Origin of the sequence: Arcobacter denitrificans (SeqCode) (genome assembly GCF_048571185.1) — a bacterium.
Classification (GTDB): Bacteria; Campylobacterota; Campylobacteria; order Campylobacterales; family Arcobacteraceae; genus Arcobacter; species Arcobacter denitrificans.
On record NZ_CP182350.1, the window covers coordinates 2,047,619 to 2,068,121 of the forward strand.

24 protein-coding genes and 1 tRNA gene are annotated in these 20,503 nt (G+C 25.1%); 11 read left to right on the forward strand and 14 right to left on the reverse strand.

Translation table 11 applies throughout. The features are described from left to right. The first annotated feature begins 66 nt into the window (after positions 1 to 66). The 6 genes from ACNI28_RS10295 to ACNI28_RS10320 all read left to right on the forward strand — a co-directional run bounded on the left by ACNI28_RS10295 (position 67) and on the right by ACNI28_RS10320 (position 4,145). The gene (locus ACNI28_RS10295) at positions 67 to 348 is read left to right on the forward strand and encodes a hypothetical protein (protein ID WP_419764163.1); all 282 of its coding nucleotides are present in this window, start codon (positions 67 to 69) and stop codon (positions 346 to 348) included. An 80-nt stretch (positions 349 to 428) separates the two neighbouring features. Beyond that, complete coding sequence (locus tag ACNI28_RS10300; protein ID WP_419764164.1) at positions 429 to 611, forward strand: hypothetical protein; 183 nt, start codon at positions 429 to 431, stop codon at positions 609 to 611. 142 nt (positions 612 to 753) lie between these two features. Then, entirely contained in the window at positions 754 to 975 is a 222-nt protein-coding gene (locus ACNI28_RS10305; protein WP_419764165.1) for a hypothetical protein, read from the forward strand. Further along, entirely contained in the window at positions 968 to 1,750 is a 783-nt protein-coding gene (locus ACNI28_RS10310) for a hypothetical protein (protein WP_419764166.1), read from the forward strand. Before ACNI28_RS10305 ends, ACNI28_RS10310 begins: the two co-directional genes overlap by 8 nt. After that, a complete protein-coding gene (locus tag ACNI28_RS10315) occupies positions 1,737 to 2,468 on the forward strand; it encodes a hypothetical protein (RefSeq protein WP_419764167.1) in 732 nt (243 codons plus the stop codon). The genes ACNI28_RS10310 and ACNI28_RS10315 overlap by 14 nt, the downstream gene beginning before the upstream one ends. 345 nt (positions 2,469 to 2,813) lie before the next feature. Next, positions 2,814 to 4,145, forward strand: coding sequence for a replication endonuclease (locus tag ACNI28_RS10320; RefSeq protein WP_419764168.1), 1,332 nt, complete (start codon positions 2,814 to 2,816; stop codon positions 4,143 to 4,145). Here ACNI28_RS10320 and ACNI28_RS10325 read toward each other — a convergent pair. Both ACNI28_RS10325 and ACNI28_RS10330 read right to left on the reverse strand, forming a co-directional pair. Then, complete coding sequence (locus tag ACNI28_RS10325) at positions 4,142 to 4,594, reverse strand: hypothetical protein (protein WP_419764169.1); 453 nt, start codon at positions 4,592 to 4,594, stop codon at positions 4,142 to 4,144. The two genes, ACNI28_RS10320 and ACNI28_RS10325, sit on opposite strands and share 4 nt — an antisense overlap. Next, a complete protein-coding gene (locus ACNI28_RS10330; protein WP_419764170.1) occupies positions 4,581 to 4,928 on the reverse strand; it encodes a hypothetical protein in 348 nt (115 codons plus the stop codon). The genes ACNI28_RS10325 and ACNI28_RS10330 overlap by 14 nt, the downstream gene beginning before the upstream one ends. 47 nt (positions 4,929 to 4,975) lie before the next feature. Between ACNI28_RS10330 and ACNI28_RS10335 the strand changes: the two genes are divergently transcribed. Continuing rightward, positions 4,976 to 5,188: a hypothetical protein gene (locus ACNI28_RS10335; RefSeq protein ID WP_419764171.1), complete on the forward strand. Its 213-nt coding sequence runs from the start codon at positions 4,976 to 4,978 to the stop codon at positions 5,186 to 5,188. A 179-nt stretch (positions 5,189 to 5,367) separates the two neighbouring features. Here ACNI28_RS10335 and ACNI28_RS10340 read toward each other — a convergent pair. The 3 genes from ACNI28_RS10340 to ACNI28_RS10350 all read right to left on the reverse strand — a co-directional run bounded on the left by ACNI28_RS10340 (position 5,368) and on the right by ACNI28_RS10350 (position 8,176). Further along, positions 5,368 to 5,451, reverse strand: a tRNA-Leu gene (locus tag ACNI28_RS10340). Between the two features lie 135 nt (positions 5,452 to 5,586). Continuing rightward, positions 5,587 to 5,901 carry a F0F1 ATP synthase subunit C gene (locus tag ACNI28_RS10345; protein ID WP_079579822.1) on the reverse strand — a complete coding sequence of 105 codons (315 nt, stop codon included), beginning with the start codon at positions 5,899 to 5,901 and terminating at the stop codon, positions 5,587 to 5,589. 199 nt (positions 5,902 to 6,100) lie between these two features. Beyond that, on the reverse strand, positions 6,101 to 8,176 hold the full coding sequence (locus ACNI28_RS10350) for a bifunctional diguanylate cyclase/phosphodiesterase (RefSeq protein WP_419764172.1): 2,076 nt from the start codon (positions 8,174 to 8,176) through the stop codon (positions 6,101 to 6,103). A 154-nt stretch (positions 8,177 to 8,330) separates the two neighbouring features. Here ACNI28_RS10350 and ACNI28_RS10355 point away from each other — a divergent pair, with 154 nt between their 5' ends. Next, the gene (locus tag ACNI28_RS10355) at positions 8,331 to 9,842 is read left to right on the forward strand and encodes a hypothetical protein (RefSeq protein ID WP_419764173.1); all 1,512 of its coding nucleotides are present in this window, start codon (positions 8,331 to 8,333) and stop codon (positions 9,840 to 9,842) included. A 2-nt stretch (positions 9,843 to 9,844) separates the two neighbouring features. Here ACNI28_RS10355 and ACNI28_RS10360 read toward each other — a convergent pair whose 3' ends face one another. Next, a complete protein-coding gene (locus ACNI28_RS10360; protein ID WP_419764174.1) occupies positions 9,845 to 10,129 on the reverse strand; it encodes a hypothetical protein in 285 nt (94 codons plus the stop codon). A 99-nt stretch (positions 10,130 to 10,228) separates the two neighbouring features. Here ACNI28_RS10360 and ACNI28_RS10365 point away from each other — a divergent pair, with 99 nt between their 5' ends. Next, complete coding sequence (locus tag ACNI28_RS10365) at positions 10,229 to 10,939, forward strand: SDR family NAD(P)-dependent oxidoreductase (RefSeq protein ID WP_419764175.1); 711 nt, start codon at positions 10,229 to 10,231, stop codon at positions 10,937 to 10,939. Here the strand turns inward: ACNI28_RS10365 and ACNI28_RS10370 are convergent. The 7 genes from ACNI28_RS10370 to ACNI28_RS10400 are packed head-to-tail and all read right to left on the reverse strand — an operon-like array spanning position 10,927 to position 15,988. Beyond that, positions 10,927 to 11,835, reverse strand: a complete 909-nt coding sequence (locus ACNI28_RS10370) for a DMT family transporter (protein WP_419764176.1) — start codon at positions 11,833 to 11,835, stop codon at positions 10,927 to 10,929. The two genes, ACNI28_RS10365 and ACNI28_RS10370, sit on opposite strands and share 13 nt — an antisense overlap. A 50-nt stretch (positions 11,836 to 11,885) precedes the next feature. Further along, positions 11,886 to 12,677, reverse strand: coding sequence for an AraC family transcriptional regulator (locus ACNI28_RS10375; protein ID WP_419764177.1), 792 nt, complete (start codon positions 12,675 to 12,677; stop codon positions 11,886 to 11,888). A gap of 45 nt (positions 12,678 to 12,722) precedes the next feature. Beyond that, positions 12,723 to 13,295, reverse strand: a complete 573-nt coding sequence (locus ACNI28_RS10380; protein ID WP_419764178.1) for an SCO family protein — start codon at positions 13,293 to 13,295, stop codon at positions 12,723 to 12,725. Beyond that, positions 13,295 to 13,786: a hypothetical protein gene (locus ACNI28_RS10385; RefSeq protein ID WP_419764179.1), complete on the reverse strand. Its 492-nt coding sequence runs from the start codon at positions 13,784 to 13,786 to the stop codon at positions 13,295 to 13,297. Before ACNI28_RS10385 ends, ACNI28_RS10380 begins: the two co-directional genes overlap by 1 nt. Continuing rightward, positions 13,787 to 14,269, reverse strand: coding sequence for a copper chaperone PCu(A)C (locus ACNI28_RS10390; protein WP_419764180.1), 483 nt, complete (start codon positions 14,267 to 14,269; stop codon positions 13,787 to 13,789). It abuts the gene before it with no gap. A gap of 53 nt (positions 14,270 to 14,322) precedes the next feature. Further along, complete coding sequence (gene nhaA, locus ACNI28_RS10395) at positions 14,323 to 15,609, reverse strand: Na+/H+ antiporter NhaA (RefSeq protein WP_419764181.1); 1,287 nt, start codon at positions 15,607 to 15,609, stop codon at positions 14,323 to 14,325. Between the two features lie 13 nt (positions 15,610 to 15,622). Next, positions 15,623 to 15,988, reverse strand: coding sequence for a Fur family transcriptional regulator (locus tag ACNI28_RS10400; RefSeq protein WP_419764182.1), 366 nt, complete (start codon positions 15,986 to 15,988; stop codon positions 15,623 to 15,625). A gap of 103 nt (positions 15,989 to 16,091) precedes the next feature. Here ACNI28_RS10400 and ACNI28_RS10405 point away from each other — a divergent pair, with 103 nt between their 5' ends. Further along, complete coding sequence (locus ACNI28_RS10405) at positions 16,092 to 16,946, forward strand: metal ABC transporter solute-binding protein, Zn/Mn family (RefSeq protein ID WP_419764183.1); 855 nt, start codon at positions 16,092 to 16,094, stop codon at positions 16,944 to 16,946. Then, positions 16,946 to 18,289 (forward strand): nickel/cobalt transporter, encoded by a 1,344-nt coding sequence (locus ACNI28_RS10410; protein ID WP_419764184.1) that lies wholly within the window; start codon positions 16,946 to 16,948, stop codon positions 18,287 to 18,289. Before ACNI28_RS10405 ends, ACNI28_RS10410 begins: the two co-directional genes overlap by 1 nt. A gap of 16 nt (positions 18,290 to 18,305) precedes the next feature. Here the strand turns inward: ACNI28_RS10410 and ACNI28_RS10415 are convergent, their stop codons facing one another. Next, positions 18,306 to 20,360: a HAMP domain-containing methyl-accepting chemotaxis protein gene (locus ACNI28_RS10415; protein WP_419764185.1), complete on the reverse strand. Its 2,055-nt coding sequence runs from the start codon at positions 20,358 to 20,360 to the stop codon at positions 18,306 to 18,308. Positions 20,361 to 20,503: the final 143 nt, after the last annotated feature.

Sequence of the window (20,503 nt, forward strand, 5' to 3'; positions counted from 1 at the left end):
ATTTTTTAAAATAAATAATATAACTAAATTTATAGTTATAAAAAATAAAATTAAAAGGATAAAAAAATGAGTAAATTATATTTTCAAGGGGAAATCTTAGGACGATTTCAAACAAGTTTTAAAGATAAAGAAACAAAAAAAGATGTAATAACTAAAAAATTACAATTTATGGAAATTTCAGAAAATGGGAAAGTTATCTTAACAGATATAAAGTTATCAGAAAACCAAGGTTTAGAAGAATTAAAAAAAGGTATTAAGGTAATGATACCTATTAAAATTTTCACTCCAAAAGATAGTTCAAATGTATATTTTTCACAAGATGGAGAAATTAAAATTCAAGGTAAATAAGGGGTTAAATTCTCCTTATTTTTACTTATGTGATAAATATCTATCATATAAATAAAAATAAGACTGTAAAGGGGTTAAAAATGACAATAAAAGAAGAATATAAAATCTTATTAATAAGAGAAACAGAACTTAAAACAGAAATTGAAAATCTTAAAATATTTATAAAAAATAATCATAGAGATTTTGAAAATTTAAATTTTGTTGAACTTGATTTTGATAGAAAAATGAAATGTAGAAAGAATTTAAAAGGTTTAATAAAATGATTAAATTTTGGTATTTAATGACTTTTGACAATGACTTTTTTGATTTTGTTATAAGAATACAGTTTTATATATTGATTATAGAAATAATAATTTCATTATATATTTATAGAGAAGTATTCAATATTTAAAAAAGGAGTAAAAAATGAAAAATTTAACTAAACAAAATAAATTAAGAACAAACGAGAAAAAAAATAAATTATATAAAAAAACAAATTTTGAGATTGAAATAGATTTATTCAATAAAATAAAAGAAGAGAGTGAAAAAGAGTTTATAAGTCAAAAATCATTTATAAATAAAATTATAAAAAATGGTTTATATAAATATTATTTAGATAATCAAATGAAGAAGTTAAACAATGATTAAAATATTGTTATTGATAATAATTTCTTTTAATTTCTCTTATTGTGAAAATATAAAAAAACAATATAGAATTTATTTTAAAAGTGATAATAAAATAAAAAATGTAAGAGTTGAACTTGAAGAAAAAAATAAAAATCTTGAAGATTTGAAAAACTCTGATACATTAGAAATTAACGACTTTGATAATAATTTAACTTTTGATATTTTAAAAAGTGATATTGTAAAAATTGAATATATTGAAAATAAACCTAAAAAAATAAATACAGAACTAAAACCACAAGAAGAAGAAAAAACCATTCAAGAACCTTTAAAAATTGATAATAAAGACATAAACACAAATATAAATTATAAACTAATATTTTTCATTTTAATTATTCTATTTTTAACATATTATTTATATAAACAATTTTCAATCTTAGGAAAAAAAGAAGAAGAGATTAAAGAGATAAATAAACCTAAAATCAAAGCGAAACGAACAAAACCACGAGAAACAAATAATAAACCCTTAAACCTCTTTAAAACACCAATTAAAGAAGATAATAAAACAACTGAAAACAATGAAACAAATGAAGTTTTAACTTTTTATGAATTAGAAACAAAAAGAGTAGAGATTTACAAAGAATTAAAATATAAAAAAGATATTGAAAAAGAGACTAAAAAAGAGTTATATAAAAAGATTAGTATATTAAAAACAAAAATAAAAAATAAAGAAGATTTAAACGAGTTAAATAATGAATTAAATTCAATAATAAAAGGGGTAGAAAATGGAACAAACTAAAACAGTAAGAGTTCGTAAAATAAACCCTTTTTTGCAGTCCAATGGTGTAGTATTAAAGAAAAACTTTTTACTTATGTTTTTTATAAGTTTTGAATTTATTTTAACTTTTATAATGTATATAGATTATCAATTTTTTTCAAAAACTGAATTAGATATTTTTGAAGTCTTAAACCGTGTAAGTGGAGATATTTTTATATTAAATAGATATTTCTTATTACACTATACAGATAATTTTATAATCTCCACTTTTAACGGTTATATAAGTGATATAAAAGGAAATAGTTTAAGTATTCCTTATTTTTTTGACTATATAAATTATAAAAATTTTACAATAAATTTTTATGGATATTTAGAGATAACTATACGATTTATTATTACAATATTTATTTATCTATTAACAATATTACAAATAAGAGATCAACAAAAATATCGAAGTATCGGATTACATTCAATTTATAGTCCTCTGATTTTAATTTTATTCTCCAAATATTACAAAGAATATCATTTCTTTAAAAGAGTTGGAGGAATAAAACGAGATATGTTAAATGTAGATAAAAAACGAGAGATAATACAATTATTTTTTAATAAAAATGAAATATTTCTAAATAATAATATCAATGATATACAATTAAAAACTTCAACATTTTCAATTTTTCATGGGTTTTATAATTATTATAGAATATCTTTAATGTTAAAACCTCAAAAATCTAAAAAATAAAATACATTCTTTAAATCTTTGATAAAAAATTAAATTTTATTGTTTTAACTTGATTAAATGTGACAAAAAGGAAAAAACGGAGTTTTTGACTGTCCCTAAAATGTCGAAGACTTCAAAAAAGAAAACAAGAATAAATCTTTAAAATTGTTTTAACAAACAAAAAAAACGAGGGATTTATATTTTGTTTTGATGGTTATTTTTTCTTACACGGACGGTAGGGAGTGTGAGAAAAAGTGTTCTCAAAACAATATTAAATTTCTCTAAAAAACGACTTGTCGTTTTTTTCTTGACTAACTATATAAAAAGTGTAAACAAAAAAAAGAACAACAAAAGGAGTTAAAATATATGTTTAAAGAATTAAAATTTCATAACAATATTAAAAATCATTTTTTAGTTAAACAATATAAAAAATTAACTGATATTGAATATATTAAAAAGAGTGATAGAAATTATCAAAAGACAAACGATTTTTTAAGTAAATATATTTTAGAAGATAAAAGAAGTGGTAAAAATATAATTTTAAAAAAAGATTTAAAACAAGATTTCAATAATTATAAAAATTTAGTTTATTTAAAAACAAAAGAATTAGAAAGAGTATCTAAAAAAAATGATTTAATACGAGTTTTTATAACTTTAACTTTACCCTCAGAATACCACCCTTTTTCTGAAATAAATAATAAATATACACTTAACAAAAATTTTAATTTTATAAGTATTGAACAAGGAATAAATGAGGGTTATATTTTTTTAAATAAAATATTTAGAAATTTTTACTTAAATGTAAAAAATAATAGAAAAAATAAAGATATGAAAATGATACAAATAAACGAACGACACGGTTCTTTACAAGTTCATAAACACCGAATATTATATATCAACAAAGATACTTATAATAGTGTATTAAACACTTTTAACAAGATAATAGAAAAATATCAATTAAAACAAGTAGTTATAGATAAATGTATTGAAAATGACGAAGAAGTTAAAATTGGAAAATTGACAAGTCGTCGAGGTTCTTCTTATATTATAAAATACTTATTAAAAAACTTTAAAAGTGAAGAACTTAAAAAACTTGATGGTTGGAAAAAATTACATAAAATAAGAATGTTTTCAATGTCAAATTTAGAATTAAATACAGAGTTCTTTAAAAAATTATATTACTCAAATAAAGACTTAAATATTGAGATTATAAAAGAAATAAAACGAGGGAAAAGTAAATATAATAATCTTTATCAATTTTATACAGAAAACACAAATATAAGAAAGGTATATATCAAAAAAGATAAAGATACTCAAAAGATAGAAAAAATAAAAGAGAATATAGTTTTAAAAAAAGATAATAGATTTACTATTACAAAAATTATAGAAATAAAAGATATTTTTATAGAGAAAAAAATAGTTAAAGAATATGATAAGACAATAAAGTCTATTGAGGGGTTAAGAAATATATATTATTCAAACAAATACAAAAAATATAGAGAATTTTATAGAATAACAAAAAAAGAAAATAGTAAGATTTTGGGAAAAATTTATTATATAAAATTATTCTATGAACTACCAAAAACGGTTAAATCTAAATATTATAAGAATTACAATTTTAAGATTTATGATAATGAACTTCAAAAGAATATTATTGATAAAGATAACTTTATGTTCAAAAAAATAAAAAGGTGTTAAAAATAAAGTTTTTCTATGTACTCTCTCGTTTCTTTTGATAAATTATCACATATGTAATATAATAGAACAGAACCGTTTTCTTTTTTATGAATAGAATCGTTGTTAAACTCAATATTATCAATTATTTCTTTTATATGAATACATTTTAATAAATTCTGACTTTTAGATTTATCTAAAATATATTCCCATTTATATTCATTGTGTTCAATACTTTTTCCAGCTTGTATCCAATAAAGAGCAAATATTTTTTGTTCAAAATAAGGTATTAGTAGATAATCTGAAAACATTTCAGTATTATGATTAACATAAAAATTATTTCCAATTTCTTGTGTAAATAGATTTTGAAAGTAAGGAAGAAAATCATTTTTTGATTTATCAAAGTGTTTCCAAGTATCTTTTTTGGATGATAGGGGTTGTAATATTATACCTTTAAACTTACCTACAATCATAATGAACCACATTTTGACCTGAAGCCATAATTACAGTATCTCTTGAACTTGTAATATTTAATTTTTCAACACCTGTATCGTCTAAGTAAATTTCAAATGTTGTTCGAGGATCAGTCATTTTATACTTATATGAAATTGAGTTTTCTCCCCAAACAATTTTTGCTTTTATACTATTTATTATTAATATAGGATTTGATATCTCTCCAAAACTTGCTTTTTGTCGTTCTGTAACTGGAACCATATTAAGAGCAGTCATTTTACAAGAATATCTTTTACTATCTTCCCCGTGAGACAGTGATAAAAATATAAGAAAGATAGAAAATAATTTAAACATTGGAGTCCTTTATTTTTTATTTATTATATTGAAATTATATTTATATAATGTTTAATAAATATGTATTTAAGTTTGACAATAAAAGATTTATTAAAATAATTAAATATAAAATATATAACTATGATATTGAAAAAAATATTATTAAACCACTATATAACTCTTATGTTATAATAGTTGAATATATTAAACTTACTCAAGAACTAGAAAAAAATCAATTTAAATTTGAAATCATTGAAGATTATTCAATAAAAATATATTAATATTTTTATAAAAATCTTTACAAAACTCCAAAATACTTATTACTACTCAAATATATAAAACATAAATTAATTACTAATATATAATTTATATTTTATATATTTGAGTAGTATAAAAGTAGTATAAAGTTTTTAAAATATTTTTAAATATCTTAATATATGGGGTTTAAAGGGTTTTGTTTTGGTGCAGATGATGAGATTTGAACTCACACGACTTTCGCCACGAGCCCCTCAAGCCCGCGTGTCTACCATTCCACCACATCTGCACAAAAAAGAGTTAGAATTATATCTATTTATTCTAAAAAATAAGTTATATCTTAACTTTTTATTTTAAGACATAAAAAAAGGGTCAAGAGAAAACTCTTGACCCTTTTTATCTATTAAATCTGTAGATTTAAAGATTACCCTAAGAATGGATTTGCATATAATGCAATCATAGCAATAACAAGTGCATAAATAACTTGTGCTTCGATCATCGCTAAAGCAATGAACATTGTTGTCATTAATTTTCCACCTAAACCTGGGTTTCTAGCAGTACCAGCGATTGTTGCAGCAGCAGTGTTACCCATACCGATAGCACCACCAAGTGCAGCAAGACCAAGACCAATACCTGCAGCAACTACAGAGTAAGCTTTTAAAGTTTCATTTGCAACTGCACCATCAGCAGCGAAAGCAGCACCAGCAATAGCTAGCATTAAAAGAACGATTTTTTTCATTCTAGATTCCTTATAATATATTTTGTTTCAAAGTCCGTTCGGATAGCGTAACCATAGATAAATCTATAGCAATATTTACATAAATGCAAATATTTCCCTACTTATCACTTTGTTGGGTAGTATTATACATCTCTTTAGATTAAGATTTCTTTATTTGGATGCTTAATATTATTGGTGTATTACCTTATGTAACAAAGTACTAAATTAAATGTTCTGGTTCATGTAAAAAATAGCCTTGTGAGTATTCAATATCAAGCGATTTTATTGTCTCTAAAACTTCTTTTGAGTCTACAAATTCCGCAACAACTTCCAAGCCTAGTTGTTTAGCAAAATTTACAATAGTAGATACTGTAATAAAAATATTTTTGTCTTTATGTATGTTTCTTATTAGTGAACCATCTATTTTTAAAATATCAACATTTAAGTTAATGATGTACTCAAAGTTTGAATATCCTGTACCAAAGTCATCAATTGCAATTTTTGCACCGATTTCTTTCATTTTTTTGATAAATGAGGATACTTTTTCAAATTGATTTATCTGTTCAGACTCTACAATTTCTAAGATGATTTGATTATTTGTGTTAGTTTGTAGTATTGTATCAACTAGGAATTGAATTGTTTCATCATTTGTAATATCTTGCATTGATAGATTTATTGAAAACATATTTTCTTTATTTTTAAAATAATTACAAGCCTGCTTAATCATCACTCTTGTCATTTCATGATAAAGTCTTGCTTTTTTTGCATGTTCTAAAAAGAAATAAGGAGATAATATTTTTCCATCTTCTGTTTTAAGTCTCATTAGTGTTTCGTATTTTATTTCACCTGTTTTATTATTAACAATTTTTTGTCCATAAAGCAGTATTTTATTGTTACTTAGTGCAGTTTTTATATTTTTTGTTAGTTCAATCTTTTGGGCTAAAAGTCTTTTACTATCTTGTTCTAGGTTTACTACAAGTTCTTTATTTTTTTCTTTTGCTTGCATTAGTGCCATTTCAGCCTCTACAAGTAACCACTCTCTACCACTTGAAATTCCAATTGAAAATAATAAATTTAGTGTGTGATTATCATATCTTATTGGATTTGTTTTTATATTATTTATGAACTCTAAAGAGAGCTCTTTTAATGACTCTATAGAAAAGTTTCCTGAAGCCAAAATACCAAAGATATCTCCACTAATTCTATAAACATTTATATTAAAATTATTTAGTTTTAATAGTTTTTTTGAAAACTCTTTTAATATATGGTCTCCAACTTCTATTCCATATGTATCATTTATATCTCTAAAGTGATTTATGTTGACAATTGCTAGTTTTGGAAATAGGAATGTCTTGGAGTCTTCAATTAGTTTTTGTCTATTTGGTAAACCTGTTAAATCATCAGTTAGCTGTTTTGTGATTATTTTATCTTTTTCATATAAAGAAGTTATATCATTTCTAATACCAATATACTCTGTTATATTTCCATCAAAATCTAAAATAGGAATAATAGTAGAATCAACATAATATATGCTTCCATCTTTTCGCTTATTTGAAACAATCCCCTTAAATATATCTTTATTTTTTAAGGTATCCCACATATTTTTAAAAAACTCTTTTGTATTTTCTGGGTCTCTTATAATATTGTGATTTGCTCCTATTAATTCATCTTTTGTATATCCTGAGATTTCACAAAATTTATTATTTACATAAGTTATAATACCTTTTGTATCTGTTTTTGAAACAATAGAGCTTTCATCAATAGCTTTTTTATACTCTTCTAAAAGTAAAAGAGTATCTTTTATCTCAAAATCACCACTATCTTTTAGCATATAATTTAATTTTTCTATTTGTGCATAATCATTTTTTAATACTACATTTTTATTTTGAATATAGAGTTCTTTTTCTTTTATTTGTGAGATATCTCTCCACGAGACTAGTAATACTTCTTTTTTTTCAATAGTTAGTCTTTTTAGTGTTACTTCAACCCAAAACTCTTTATCTTTTAAATCTTTATGTAGCCATTCAAATCTTACAAAACCATTTTTATAACATTGTGAAATAAGAATGTCTGCTTTTTCACATGAAAGTTGACCATCTGGTTGATATGTTGGAGATATTTGAGAAGGATGAATATCAAACAATTCACTTTTATTTTTCATTTGAAGTATTTTTAGTGCTGCTTTATTACAATCAACAAAGTTTTGTTCGACTATAAATAGAACTGGATCAATATCATTTTCCAATATATTATTATAGTAGTCAATATTTTTAAGCACATTTTTAAATGAATCCAAAATCCAAAATCCTAATATATAATTTATATAAATATAACAAAATATACTTAATAATTTTATTAAAGTCACTCTTTATATAAAATAAATAATTTTTTTGATTGTAGTTTAAATATTGTATAGTATAATTATATATATTTTATTTTGAGGTTAAATTATGAAAAAACTTTTTTTTGGACTAACATTTTTAATCCTTATTTTACTTGGTGCAGTTTATGCTCTACTATTTACATCAACAGGAAATACTATCGTGGCTTCTATAGTTGAAAGTAAAGTAAATAAAGAGCAAGATATAAACTTTAAGATAAATAAGTTTTTATTAACAACTAAAGAGATTGAATTTGATTCAACAATTGATGATAATTCAAATATAAAAATTATTGGAGATTTATCTTTATTTTCAAAAACTATTGATATCAAGTTTGATATTAATATTAAAGATTTATCAAAACTACAAAGGTTTACAAATCAGAAGCTAAATGGAAGCTTTAGTACAAATGGAAGCTTTAAAGGTGATAGTGTACTGGCAAAACTTGAGGGTAGCAGTGATGTTTTTAAAGGTAAAGCAACTTATGATATAGACTTTGAAAATTTTGAGCCAGCAAATATTTTATTTAATATGAAAAATGCAAAAATAGATGAAATACTACATTTAATTGATAAACCAAGATATGCCATGGGAAATCTTGATATCAATGCCAATATCAGCAATGCAAAACTAGAAAAACTAAATGGAAAAATTCTTACTAAAATTACAAATGGTTTGGTTACAAATAGTTTAGTTAATAAAGATTTTAATACTAAACTCAATGAAAAACTCAATTTTAAGGGTACTATTAAAACAGATTTAGAACCCTTTAAAGCTTTATCAAAAGTTGACGTATATACATCTATGGCAAATCTTTTTGTAAAAAAAGCAGATATAAATTTAAAGAATATGAATATAAAAAGTGATTACTTTTTAAAAATAGATGATTTATCTAAACTTTTTGATGTAACTCAAACAAAAATGAGAGGAAATATTGGAGTTGCAGGTGATATTAAAAAAGATAAAGATTTACTTGTAAATGGATATTCGGAAATTTTAGAAGGAAAATTAAAATTTAAGCTTTTAAACAATGATTTTAGTGCAAACATAGATAATATTGAGATATTAAAAGTTTTACATATGCTTTATTATCCAGAAATATTTACCTCTAAGACAAAGTTAAGACTTGATTATAATATTGCAAAAGAAAATGGTGATTTAACTGGAAGCTTAATAAATGGACAGTTTAAGAAAAATGAGTATTCTACTATTATTAGTAGTCTTGCAAGATTTGATCTTACAAAAGAGGTTTATGAAAATATTGACTTAAAAAGTAATATCAATAAAAATATAGTAAAATCAACAATAAAAATGAAAAGTAAATTATCACAAATAGAGGTTAATCCCTCAACAATAGATACGAAAAACAGTATTATTGATGCATTAGTAGTAACACAAATAAAAGGTATAAAGTTTGATACAAAAATAACTGGAGACTTAGCTAATCCAAGTGTTAAAGTTGATACTAAGAAGCTTTTAGAAAGTGGAGCAAAACAAAAAGTTAAAGAAAAGATTCAAGATACTATTGATAAAAAACTTGGTGATAAAGCAGGAAATATATTAAAAGGTTTTTTTAAATAACTTTAATGAGATAATATTAAGTCTATTATCTCATTGCTATTTTTTGCATTTGAGAGTGCAATTTGAATTATTGTTTGTTCTTTATTTAAAATTTTTATATTATTATCATTTAATTTTTTTATAATACTCTTTGAATCAATCTTGAATACTCCTGATAAGTCATTTATAGATGTATTGATTATGGTTGAATAGAGTTTTTCATCTATTTTTTTATCTTGTAATAAAAATGATGAAGAGGCAAAAGTAATAATTGTAATAATTGATATTAGTAAAAATTTTATTTTCATTTGAAATCCTTGTTTAATAATTACATTATAAGAAATAAGAATTAACGAATAGTTTTAAATAGTTAACAAAAAGTTAATTACACAGGTAAAGGAAAAAATATGGAACAACTAAAAAGAGTGCTAGTAACTGGTGGAAATAAAGGTATTGGTTTAGCTGTTGTTAAAAGATTTGTAGAATTGGATTATGAAGTGATTGTTGTCGCTAGAGATTTTTCAAACTTTGAATTAAAAGATAATCTAAAAGTCAAATGTATAGAGTATGACTTATCAAATGTAGCTGGACTAAAAGATTTAGCTGAAGATGTAGGTGAAATAGATACTTTAATAAATAATGCTGGATATATGCAACCAAAATATACATATGATAACTATCCTCTTGATGCAAAAGAACATATCATGAATGTGGACTTGTATACTCCAGTAGAACTTATAACACTATTTTCTGAGGGTATGAAAAAAAGAAACTATGGAAGAATAGTAAATACAGCTTCAATTGCTGGACAAATAGGTCATCCTGATATTTGGTATGGTATTGCAAAAGCTGGTGTTATAAATGCTACAAAAATATTTGCAAAACTTTTAGGAAGTCATAATATAACTGTAAATTGTATAGCTCCAAGTCCTGTTGAAACTGATATGCAAAAAGATAACTCTCCTGAGAGAAAAGAAGAGTTTAAAAAAGCAGTACCAAGTGGTAGATTTGCCCAGCCCCAAGAGGCAGCTGAAGTTATAGTTTGGTTAGCTACTTCTTGTCCAGAATATGTTAATGGAACAACGATTGATTTTAACAATGGATCTTATGTAAGATAAGTTTGTTTTTTTTTGGTAAAAATTCTTATGTTATTTAGAATTTTTACCGCAATTAATGTTAAGAGTGTACCAATTATTATAGATAAACTGATGTGCTCTTTTAAGAATATAACACTTAAAATAATAGCAAATAGTGGAACTAAAAATATAAAAGAACTAACCTCATTTGTTCCAAGCTTTTCAATTCCCACAAAGTATATTGTCGTAGCAAAGGTTGTGGAAATTACGGAAATGCTTAAAATATTAAGCCAAAATACCCAATCAAAAGCTTTATAATTCATATTTGGAATATCAACAAAAAATAGCATAACAAGAATAGTTGTAACAACATACATATATAAAGTAAATACCATAGGGGATATTTTTGTAGCTTTTGAGCTTGTTATTGTAAGAATAGGCCAAAGAACTGAGGCTAATACAAAATAAATATTTTCTTGTGAAAATATCTGTTCTAGTGAAAAAGACCAAATATTTAGCATAGTAAGAACTCCAGTTCCCCCAAGAATCAAAGCAAAAATATCTTTTTTCTCTATTTTTCTACCATAAAACAAAGCCATTATTAAAAAGGTATTTATAGGAATCATTGTCGTAACTAAGGCTCCACCAAGACTTGCAGTTCCAAGTTTTGTCCCAAGAAAATAACACTTCATATAAGCTATCATCACAAGAGAAGCTAGAAGAACTAAGATAAAACTTTTTAGGTTTATATAAAAGCTTTTTTTCATATATAACAAAATAGGAAGTAGGGTAATTATTGTAAATGTATTTCTAAAAAAAATCATTTCATATTCATTTATATATGCACTTAATACTTTTGCACTAACCCATGAAGCTCCCCACCCAGCCATAGCTAAGAACATAAGAACATAAAAAATATTTTTGTTTTGGTCTGTCATTTTAAATCTTTTTAGTTTTTTGAAGAATTGTACAAAAATAAACTAATAGTTTATAGAATAATATTGCTATTTCTTTGTAACACAGAAGGTGTGTATCCAAAATACTTTTTAAAGTTACGTGAAAAATGTGATTGATCACTAAATCCAACTTGAATACTAGATTCACTAATCGATAGGCCACTTTTAATTAAATTATTTGCACGGTTAAGTCTTTCATTTACAATAAATGCATGGGGAGTAAGTCCAAAGTCTTTTTTAAATATTCTTAGAAAATGATATTTACTGAGATGTACATTATTTGCTAACATCTCAAGGGTAAAATTTGTATCTATAGAGTCATTTATTAATTCATAGGTTTGTTTTACAATTTGTTTATCTTCAAAAATCTCTTTATAATTTTTTGTATATAAGGTTGAATCTAAAATTAAACTTGAAAGTACGTCTATTAAAAGTGCTTCAACTAATATTTCATCTTCTCTTTTAAAATAGGCATCAAAGAAATTATGTATTTTCATAAATAAAGTTTTGTTATCAATTATATTTCTTTGGAAGTAGGGTATTTTTTTTTCACCAAATATTTGTTCATATAAATTTGAGATAATTTCTATAGTTGGGTAAAAGTTCGCATGGGACCACTCTTTTGATTTTCCACCATGTACTTCTCCTGGATTATTTATTCGAACTGTGTATTCATATGAATAAAAACTTTCATTTTTATTGAATACTTTTAAAAAACCTTTATATGTTAATCCAATAGTATATGTATCATGATAATGTTTTGTAAAATCTTCATTTGAATGGTTTACATTTTCAAATAATATATTGTTTAATAATTTAGACATAGGCAAATTATATCTAAAATAAAAAACAAATATAGAAGAAAATTGCTATTTCAATATTTCTTCTAATGTTGTTTTTATTTTACTTGGGTCTGAAAAGTGGTCAAGTTTTGCTTTTAAGTTGCCATTTTTATCAAAGATGTATATGTATGATGTATGGGCAACAGAGTAATCCATTGCAGAACCTTCAAGTTCTATTTTACTGTAATAACTTCTATATCTAGAAGTTATATCGTCAATATTTTCTTTTGTAGAAGTAGCACCTACAAAGTTTGGATGGAAATATTGTGCATACTCTTTTAAGTTTTTAAGTGTATCTCTGTCTGGGTCTACGCTTATAAAAAGTCCAACAAAATCTTTTGTTTTTTCTTTAGGAAAACTGTTTAGTGCATGTGCCAAAGAACTCAAAGAAGTAGGGCATACATCGGGACAAAAGGTATACCCAAAATATACTGCTAGGTATTTTCCTTTGAAACTTTTCTTTGTGATCTCACCATCTATTGTGTTTACTTTAAAATCATACTGTTTTTGCTCATTATAATCATCTACATATGGTTTTAATATTGTGATTAAAACAACAGCAACTATAAAACTAATACCAAGTTTAAAAAATGTATTCATTATTTATCCGTTTTAAATTGGAATCTAGCTCCAATAATTTTATCTAATTTTTCAATTCGTATATCTGCATTCCATTTCATATTTCCAACAGGACAAGTAGGTAGTGTACCTATTGCTTCATAGTTTCCATTTCCAAGGTTTTTAATTGGCAAATTAAAATCTCCCATAAGCATATTTGTTGTATAGATATTTAGATACAACTCTTGTAAATCTGTTTTATTGCTTTTGATTGAAAATTTTATTGATTGCATAAGTGGAATTGATTTTGGATTTATATCAAGTTCAAATTTTGTGCCATCTTGTATCTCTATAGTGCAAGAACTTTTATGTAAATCACAAGTTGAAGATTGAGTGATAAATTTTGCTTCACCTTTAAAAGATTGGTAAAGGGAAGAAAAGTCTATCAAAAAATATCCTACAACAACAAAAAGTACAACTCCTATTTGAAATATTGCACTTTTTATGTTATTAGGTTTTTTTTCTTCTTTCATCTAGTTACTTCCACATTTCCCACTACCACAGCTCATGCCTTTTTTCATCTGTTTTTTCATCATTCCACCCATTACTGTTTTAATAGGAGCTGTTATCGTTTTAGTTTCGCCATTTGAAAACTCTAAAGTATATGTTACTTCCTCACCTATTTTTAGAGGATTATGTAAACCAATAAGCATAACGTGAAAACCACCAGGTTTAAGTTCAGTTTTACCATTTGCAGGAATATCTACTTTAGGTACTTGATACATCTTCATAACGCCATCTTTCATACTATGTGTATGAAGTTCAACAACTTTAGAAACATTTGATGTAGCTTTTACAATAGAGATTTTTTTATCTGTATTATTTTCTACAACCATAAATGCAGCTGAATTTGGTAGACCAGGAGGTGTTGCTCTTACATAAGCATCTTTAACTTCAATATTTGAAGCAAATAGAGTTGATACACTAAGAAGTGCCAATAGAAGAAATTTTTTCATTTTATACCTTTTTTTTATTTCCTAAATTTTATTATCAAAATGTTAATTTTGTGTTAATTTGCACTTGATTCTTTTTTTAATAGTATCAATGTCACACCAATAACAGCTGCTATAAATGAAGCTGCAAAAACGCCAAGTTTAACCGCTGAAATAATTGTTTCATCTAAAAAGGCAAGGTGGGTTATAAAAATTGACATAGTAAATCCAATACCTCCTAAGAATCCCACTGCAATAACTTCACTCCACGATATATTTTCAGGCTTTTTGATAATTCTTAATTTTGTAGCTAAATATGTAAATCCAAATATTCCTATTGGCTTACCAATAATTAGACCAAAGACAACACCAAGAACAATCATTAGGTTTGCACTTATTCCTGAAAAATCTATTAAAACACCTGCATTTGAAAATGCAAACAAAGGCATAATAAAAAAAGCAGATAAACCATGTAAGTTGTGCTCTAATCTTATAAGAGGATTTTGTACCTTATCATAGTTATATGCAATGTTTTCAAGAGAATCCATTTGATGATGATTTAAAACAGGAACAGTATCTATATGGTTTTCAAAATAGTTTATATCATCTTTTGTCTCTTTTATAAAATTGTGTTCATCAATTTTTGACTTAATTGGAATTGCAAATGCCAATAAAACTCCTGCAATAGTTGCATGTATTCCAATAGCGTGAATATAAATCCAAAGCGCAATACCAAGAATTAAATAGGGCAATAATTTAGTTACACCTTTTATATTTAAAGTCCAAATTAAAGCATAAATAATACCAGCATGTAAAAAGTATTCACTATGTATTTCACTTGTGTAAACAGTTGCCACAACTAAAACTGCCCCTAAGTCATCAACAACTGCAAGGGCAACTAAAAATAGTTTAAGTGCAGGGTTTACACGGTTGCCAAGAAGCATTAATATACCTAAAGCAAATGCAATATCTGTTGCCATTGGAATACCAAATCCTAAAGGATTATCTGTATTTAATCCCACATAAATAAGTGCAGGAATTGCCATTCCTCCTATTGCTGCAACTATTGGAAATAGTGCTTTACTGACAGTTGAAAGTTCTCCAACTAACATCTCTCTTTTTATCTCTAATCCAACCATTAGAAAAAATAGTGCCATAAGCCCATCATCAATCCAATAAGTTAGTGTCATGGATATATCATGATCTCCAAGACTAATTCCCAAGGGCATGTGCCATAAGTCATAATATGCTTGACCTAAACTAGAGTTTGCAACTATTACAGCAGCTACTGTTGCAATAAAAAGTAATATACCACTTAGAGCCTCTTTATTTACAAATCTCTCTATGGTTAATTTTTGAATCATTTAAAAATCCTTTTCATAAACATTTTGGACAAATACCTTTAATAATTATATTTTCAATTTTATGATTGATTAATTTAAAATTTAATTCCTCATGAATACATTCAATTTTGGAACAGTTTGTACATATAAAGTGTGCATGGTTTGATTTTTTTATTTCAAAATATCTTTTTTTATCATTTGATTCAAATGAATTAATTATATTTTCATCTTCAAATTTTATGATATTTCTATAAAATGTTGCTTTATCCATATTTATTGAAATCTTTATCTCTTCATAACATAAGGGTTTTGAAGAGTTTGCAAGCACCTCTAGTATCGACTTTCTTGAGTTTGTTAACTTTATATTTTTATTTTCAATTAATTCTTTAATATTGTCCATATAAAATTATAACATATGATTCCTGCCACTAAGTTGCATTAAAGCTTAAAGTTACTAGAATTTCAAAATGCGACTAAGTTGCGACTTAAAATTTGGAGTTATTATGAAAAAGATTTTTTTTATTAGTTTACTATTGTTATCATCACTTTATGCACAAAAAATAGTTACAGTTAGTATATTGCCACAAAAATATTTTATTGAGAAAATTGCAATGGACAAAATCCATGTTAATGTTATGGTTCAGCCAGGAGCTTCTCCTGCTTCATATGAACCTAAAACATCACAGATGAAAGATTTAATTAATTCTGATATATATTTTTCAATAGGCGTACCTTTTGAAGAATCTTGGCTTGAAAAGTTTGAAGATATAAATAAAAATATGCTTATTATAGATACATCAAAAGGTATAAAAAGAATTGCAATGGCAGAACACCATCATGAAGGAGAAACAGAGCACCATGATGAACATGAATCATTAGATCCTCATGTATGGCTAGATCCAATACTGGTAAAAGTTCAGGCAAAAAATATTTTAGATGCACTAGTTGAAGTTGATAGCAAGAATAGAAACTTTTATTATGATAATTATAAAAACTTTTTGTTTGAACTTGATGCTTTACATTTAAAATTGTCTGGCATATTAAAAGAGGTAAAAGGTAAAAAGTTTATGGTGTTTCACCCTTCATGGGGATATTTTGCTAAAAGATATGAATTAGAGCAAGAAGCTGTTGAAAAAGAGGGGAAAGAGCCTAAATCAAAAGAGATTATAGCTTTAATAAATGAAGCAAAAGAGGAGGACATAAAAGTTGTTTTTGTAGCTCCTCAGTTTTCTAAAAAATCTGCTGAAATTATTGCAAATGGAATAGAGGGAAAAACTATTTTTATTGACCCATTGTCAAATAATTGGCAAGAGAGTTTAATAAATACATCAAAAGAATTGGTAAATAGTTATAAATAATGAAAGTATTAATTGGTTTAGTTTTAATAATTCAAACTCTTTTTGGATGTGGTTTATGTACAGTATTTTCACCTCAGACAAAAATTGTAATTGATCTTAAAACAGATAATGAAATAATAAAAGAGATAGATCTAAAATGGATATTAACAAAACCTTTTACTGAAACTTTAAAAAATGTATATGATACAAACTTAGATAATACCTTAGATGAAAAAGAGTTATCTACAGTAAAAAATATTTTTTTAGATTATATAAAACCTAGAAAATACTTGTCATATATCTCTTATGGGAAAAAAATTAATAAAATCCAATCCAATACGATAAATGTAAAAGATTTAGAGCTATATATAGATAATGAGATTTTACATATTCACTACAAGATAAGCTTAAATTATAAAATTGTAAAAGATAATATTTTATACTTTAATATTGATGATAAAGAGCAGTTTTTTTTAATAGAGATTGAAAAGAACAGTATAAATTTTGATAAAGAGCTATTTGATAAAAATATTATTGACTTAAATAGTGTCTCATTTCATATTAATAAAGAGATCTCAACTAATAATGTTGAAGATGCAAAAAAAATAGAAAAAAAGAATATTACAAAAAATGAAGAAACTTTTTTAACAAAATTTAATAAAGAGATAAAGCAAAATCTTTTAGAGATTAAAAATGGGAACACAATAGCTTTATTTACTTTGTTATTTGTCTCTTTTTTATATGGAATTATTCATGCATTAGGACCAGGACATGGTAAGTCTTTAGCTTTTTCATATTTTATGATAACAAAGAGCTCATATTTAAGAGCTTTTATAATTTCTCAGCTAACTGCATTTATACATATTCTTGGAGCATTAGCTTTGGTTTTAGTTTCTATATTTATAATTGAGTCTTTTTTTAATAATTTTGTTAATGATTCTATAAAATTAATAACTCAGCTCTCAGCTGTTTTTATTATGCTTTTGGCTTTATATCTTTTATATAAAAAGTTTAAAAATAAAGATAGCTCTTGTCACTCTTGCTGTTCTTCAGAAAATGAAAATAATGAAAGAAAAAAACAAGATATATTTTTTGTCTTAACTGCTGGGATAATACCTTGTCCAGGTACGGTAATACTTTTTTTATATGCCTTTATATTGAAAACATATTTTGCAGTTATTTTAGCTTCTATATTTATTAGTCTTGGTATGGGGTTAGTTATATTTTTATCATCATTTTTTAGTATAAAATTAAATAGGATGTCAGATAATTACAATAAGATTAGAAGCTTTTTAGATATTGCTTCACCTATTTTTATTTTTATTTTAGGTTTGTTATTATTTTTTAATACAAATATATTATAAGGAGAAAAAGGAGAGTTTAAAAACTCTCCCATTCATCATTACTATCATTTTGAGGAACAACTACTTGTGGTTTTTTTACTTCTAGATTCTTTTCTTCTTTTTTATTGATTATTGGTTCTTTCTTCTCTTCAATAGCTTTTTTTGTGGGTTCTTTATTTATTACTTGTTCATTTTTAGTATTGGTATTATTTAGGTTTAGATTTTTTACTTGAACACTATCTTTACCTTCAAACTCTTTTTCATTTGCATCTTTTACTATATCATCTGCAATATATTGTGTTTGATCTGCAATATCTTTTGCTTGGTTGGCAATAGAAGCATTTTCTTGGGTTTGTCTATCAAGCATACTTACTGCACTATTAATTTGCTCAATTCCCATTTGTTGCTCTTTACTTGCAGACTCAACTCCACCAATTAATTCTAAAGTTTTTGAAATATTTTCATTTAGTCCAACATAACCTTTAATCATTTTATCAGATATTGTTTTTCCATCATTTGCTTTTAGTGTAGCACTTTCAACTAAAGATTTTATCTCTTTTGCAGCTTCTGCTGATCTTGATGCAAGATTTCTAACTTCTTGTGCAACTACTGCAAACCCTTTTCCAGCTTCACCAGCAGTTGCAGCTTCCACAGCAGCATTTAGTGATAAAATATTTGTTTGAAATGAGATTTGGTCAATAACTGATATTGCATCATTTATAGCAGTTACTTGCTCATTTATACTATCCATGGCATTGGTTGTTTGGGAAGCAAGTGTTTCTCCTTCGTTTGCAGAGTGTTTTAATTCATTTGCATTATTTGCCATTGCAATTACGTTTTGAGTATTGCTAGTTATATTTGATGTGATTTCTTCTAGTGCAGCAGCTGTCTCTTCAATACTTGCAGCAGCTTCATTTGATGAACGACTCAAATTATCAACATTTGATAATAGCTCACTTGAACTTTTTTGTAGGGTAAGTCCATTTGATTTATTTTCAACTAGCATATCATTAATAATATTTGCTAAGGTATTTAATCCATCAACTGTATTCCCTGTTGCAGCAGTAATTCTGTGTTTGAAGTTTAGATTTTGATACTCTTCTAAAGCTTTTTCTACTTCATTAATATCATTTGAAATATTTTCAGAGATAACTTGTATCATTTCATTAAAGATAGTTTTTAACTCTTCTAATCCTTTATTATGAGTACTTTTGTCAATTTTTTTACTAATATCTCCACTTTTTACTAATTCTACTACTCTTTTTACATCTTCAATTAATAGTTCATCTTTTTCTATTAGTGATTGGGTATTGGTAATATTTTTATTTACTTCTATTGCAATAGCTGCTATTTCATCGTTAGCACTTGTATCTAATAACTCTACATCTTTTTCTTCTCTATTTAGATATTTAAAAAAGCTAAGTAGTCCATGGTGAAAATTATTGATAGATTTATTAATAGTTTTACCAAGAAGTATAGTAAAAAATATTGCTAATGCGATACTTAAAACAGTAATTATAATAAAGCTTATAAATGATTGGTCTATTAGGGAATCTGTTTCCTTTTCTTGTGCTTTAACAACTTTATATGACTCCTCAGTAAAAAAGTCAATTAAGCTTCTCATATCTTCGTAATTATTTATATATGTAGTAAAATAAAATTCTTGCGCTTTTTCATACTCATTTGCTTTTATCATTGAAACAAGTTTTTTTGTATTATCATTAGTTAAATTATATTTAGTGGCAAATTCTTCAAATTTTGAAGAGTTATTTGGCATCTGTTTTTCCAACAAATTTTTAAACTTTTCAAATCTTTGCCCAACTTGTTTAATGTTATTATTTACTCCATCTTTAAGTAACTTTTCACTTTTTTGAGAGTCTTTTAAGTTTATTATTTGAGAAATAGCAACATTTGATTGGTAGGAATCCCTATCTGCTTCGAGCAAAAAACTTATCCCTGCAAAATCTCTCTTAGATAGATCTGCTACATTTTCTTTTATATGATTTATGTTATATGAAACATAAATACTTGATAGCAGTGTTACTGTAATCAGTACAAGAAATGCACCAATTATTTTACTTTGAATTTTCATATGAGTCCCTTCATATATAATTGTATATTATAATGATATCTCCTGCAATATAAATTGAAACTTAAAACACCAACTAATTGAAGCTTAAGGTGTAATTGTAATTTTAAATTATTAAAATGCTTTAAAAGTAATGGAATAAAATT

Excerpts from the sequence above, each read along its gene's own strand:
- ACNI28_RS10405 (WP_419764183.1), top strand. The coding sequence starts at position 16,092 with ATGAAAAAGATTTTTTTTATTAGTTTACTATTGTTATCATCACTTTAT.
- ACNI28_RS10365 (WP_419764175.1), top strand. The coding sequence starts at position 10,229 with ATGGAACAACTAAAAAGAGTGCTAGTAACTGGTGGAAATAAAGGTATT.
- ACNI28_RS10390 (WP_419764180.1), bottom strand. The coding sequence starts at position 14,269 with ATGAAAAAATTTCTTCTATTGGCACTTCTTAGTGTATCAACTCTATTT.
- nhaA (WP_419764181.1), bottom strand. The coding sequence starts at position 15,609 with ATGATTCAAAAATTAACCATAGAGAGATTTGTAAATAAAGAGGCTCTA.
- ACNI28_RS10325 (WP_419764169.1), bottom strand. The coding sequence starts at position 4,594 with ATGATTGTAGGTAAGTTTAAAGGTATAATATTACAACCCCTATCATCC.
- ACNI28_RS10315 (WP_419764167.1), top strand. The coding sequence starts at position 1,737 with ATGGAACAAACTAAAACAGTAAGAGTTCGTAAAATAAACCCTTTTTTG.
- ACNI28_RS10370 (WP_419764176.1), bottom strand. The coding sequence starts at position 11,835 with ATGACAGACCAAAACAAAAATATTTTTTATGTTCTTATGTTCTTAGCT.
- ACNI28_RS10320 (WP_419764168.1), top strand. The coding sequence starts at position 2,814 with ATGTTTAAAGAATTAAAATTTCATAACAATATTAAAAATCATTTTTTA.
- ACNI28_RS10335 (WP_419764171.1), top strand. The coding sequence starts at position 4,976 with ATGTTTAATAAATATGTATTTAAGTTTGACAATAAAAGATTTATTAAA.
- ACNI28_RS10330 (WP_419764170.1), bottom strand. The coding sequence starts at position 4,928 with ATGTTTAAATTATTTTCTATCTTTCTTATATTTTTATCACTGTCTCAC.
- ACNI28_RS10295 (WP_419764163.1), top strand. The coding sequence starts at position 67 with ATGAGTAAATTATATTTTCAAGGGGAAATCTTAGGACGATTTCAAACA.
- ACNI28_RS10345 (WP_079579822.1), bottom strand. The coding sequence starts at position 5,901 with ATGAAAAAAATCGTTCTTTTAATGCTAGCTATTGCTGGTGCTGCTTTC.
- ACNI28_RS10385 (WP_419764179.1), bottom strand. The coding sequence starts at position 13,786 with ATGAAAGAAGAAAAAAAACCTAATAACATAAAAAGTGCAATATTTCAA.
- ACNI28_RS10415 (WP_419764185.1), bottom strand. The coding sequence starts at position 20,360 with ATGAAAATTCAAAGTAAAATAATTGGTGCATTTCTTGTACTGATTACA.
- ACNI28_RS10300 (WP_419764164.1), top strand. The coding sequence starts at position 429 with ATGACAATAAAAGAAGAATATAAAATCTTATTAATAAGAGAAACAGAA.
- ACNI28_RS10360 (WP_419764174.1), bottom strand. The coding sequence starts at position 10,129 with ATGAAAATAAAATTTTTACTAATATCAATTATTACAATTATTACTTTT.
- ACNI28_RS10400 (WP_419764182.1), bottom strand. The coding sequence starts at position 15,988 with ATGGACAATATTAAAGAATTAATTGAAAATAAAAATATAAAGTTAACA.
- ACNI28_RS10380 (WP_419764178.1), bottom strand. The coding sequence starts at position 13,295 with ATGAATACATTTTTTAAACTTGGTATTAGTTTTATAGTTGCTGTTGTT.
- ACNI28_RS10305 (WP_419764165.1), top strand. The coding sequence starts at position 754 with ATGAAAAATTTAACTAAACAAAATAAATTAAGAACAAACGAGAAAAAA.
- ACNI28_RS10310 (WP_419764166.1), top strand. The coding sequence starts at position 968 with ATGATTAAAATATTGTTATTGATAATAATTTCTTTTAATTTCTCTTAT.
- ACNI28_RS10375 (WP_419764177.1), bottom strand. The coding sequence starts at position 12,677 with ATGTCTAAATTATTAAACAATATATTATTTGAAAATGTAAACCATTCA.
- ACNI28_RS10410 (WP_419764184.1), top strand. The coding sequence starts at position 16,946 with ATGAAAGTATTAATTGGTTTAGTTTTAATAATTCAAACTCTTTTTGGA.
- ACNI28_RS10355 (WP_419764173.1), top strand. The coding sequence starts at position 8,331 with ATGAAAAAACTTTTTTTTGGACTAACATTTTTAATCCTTATTTTACTT.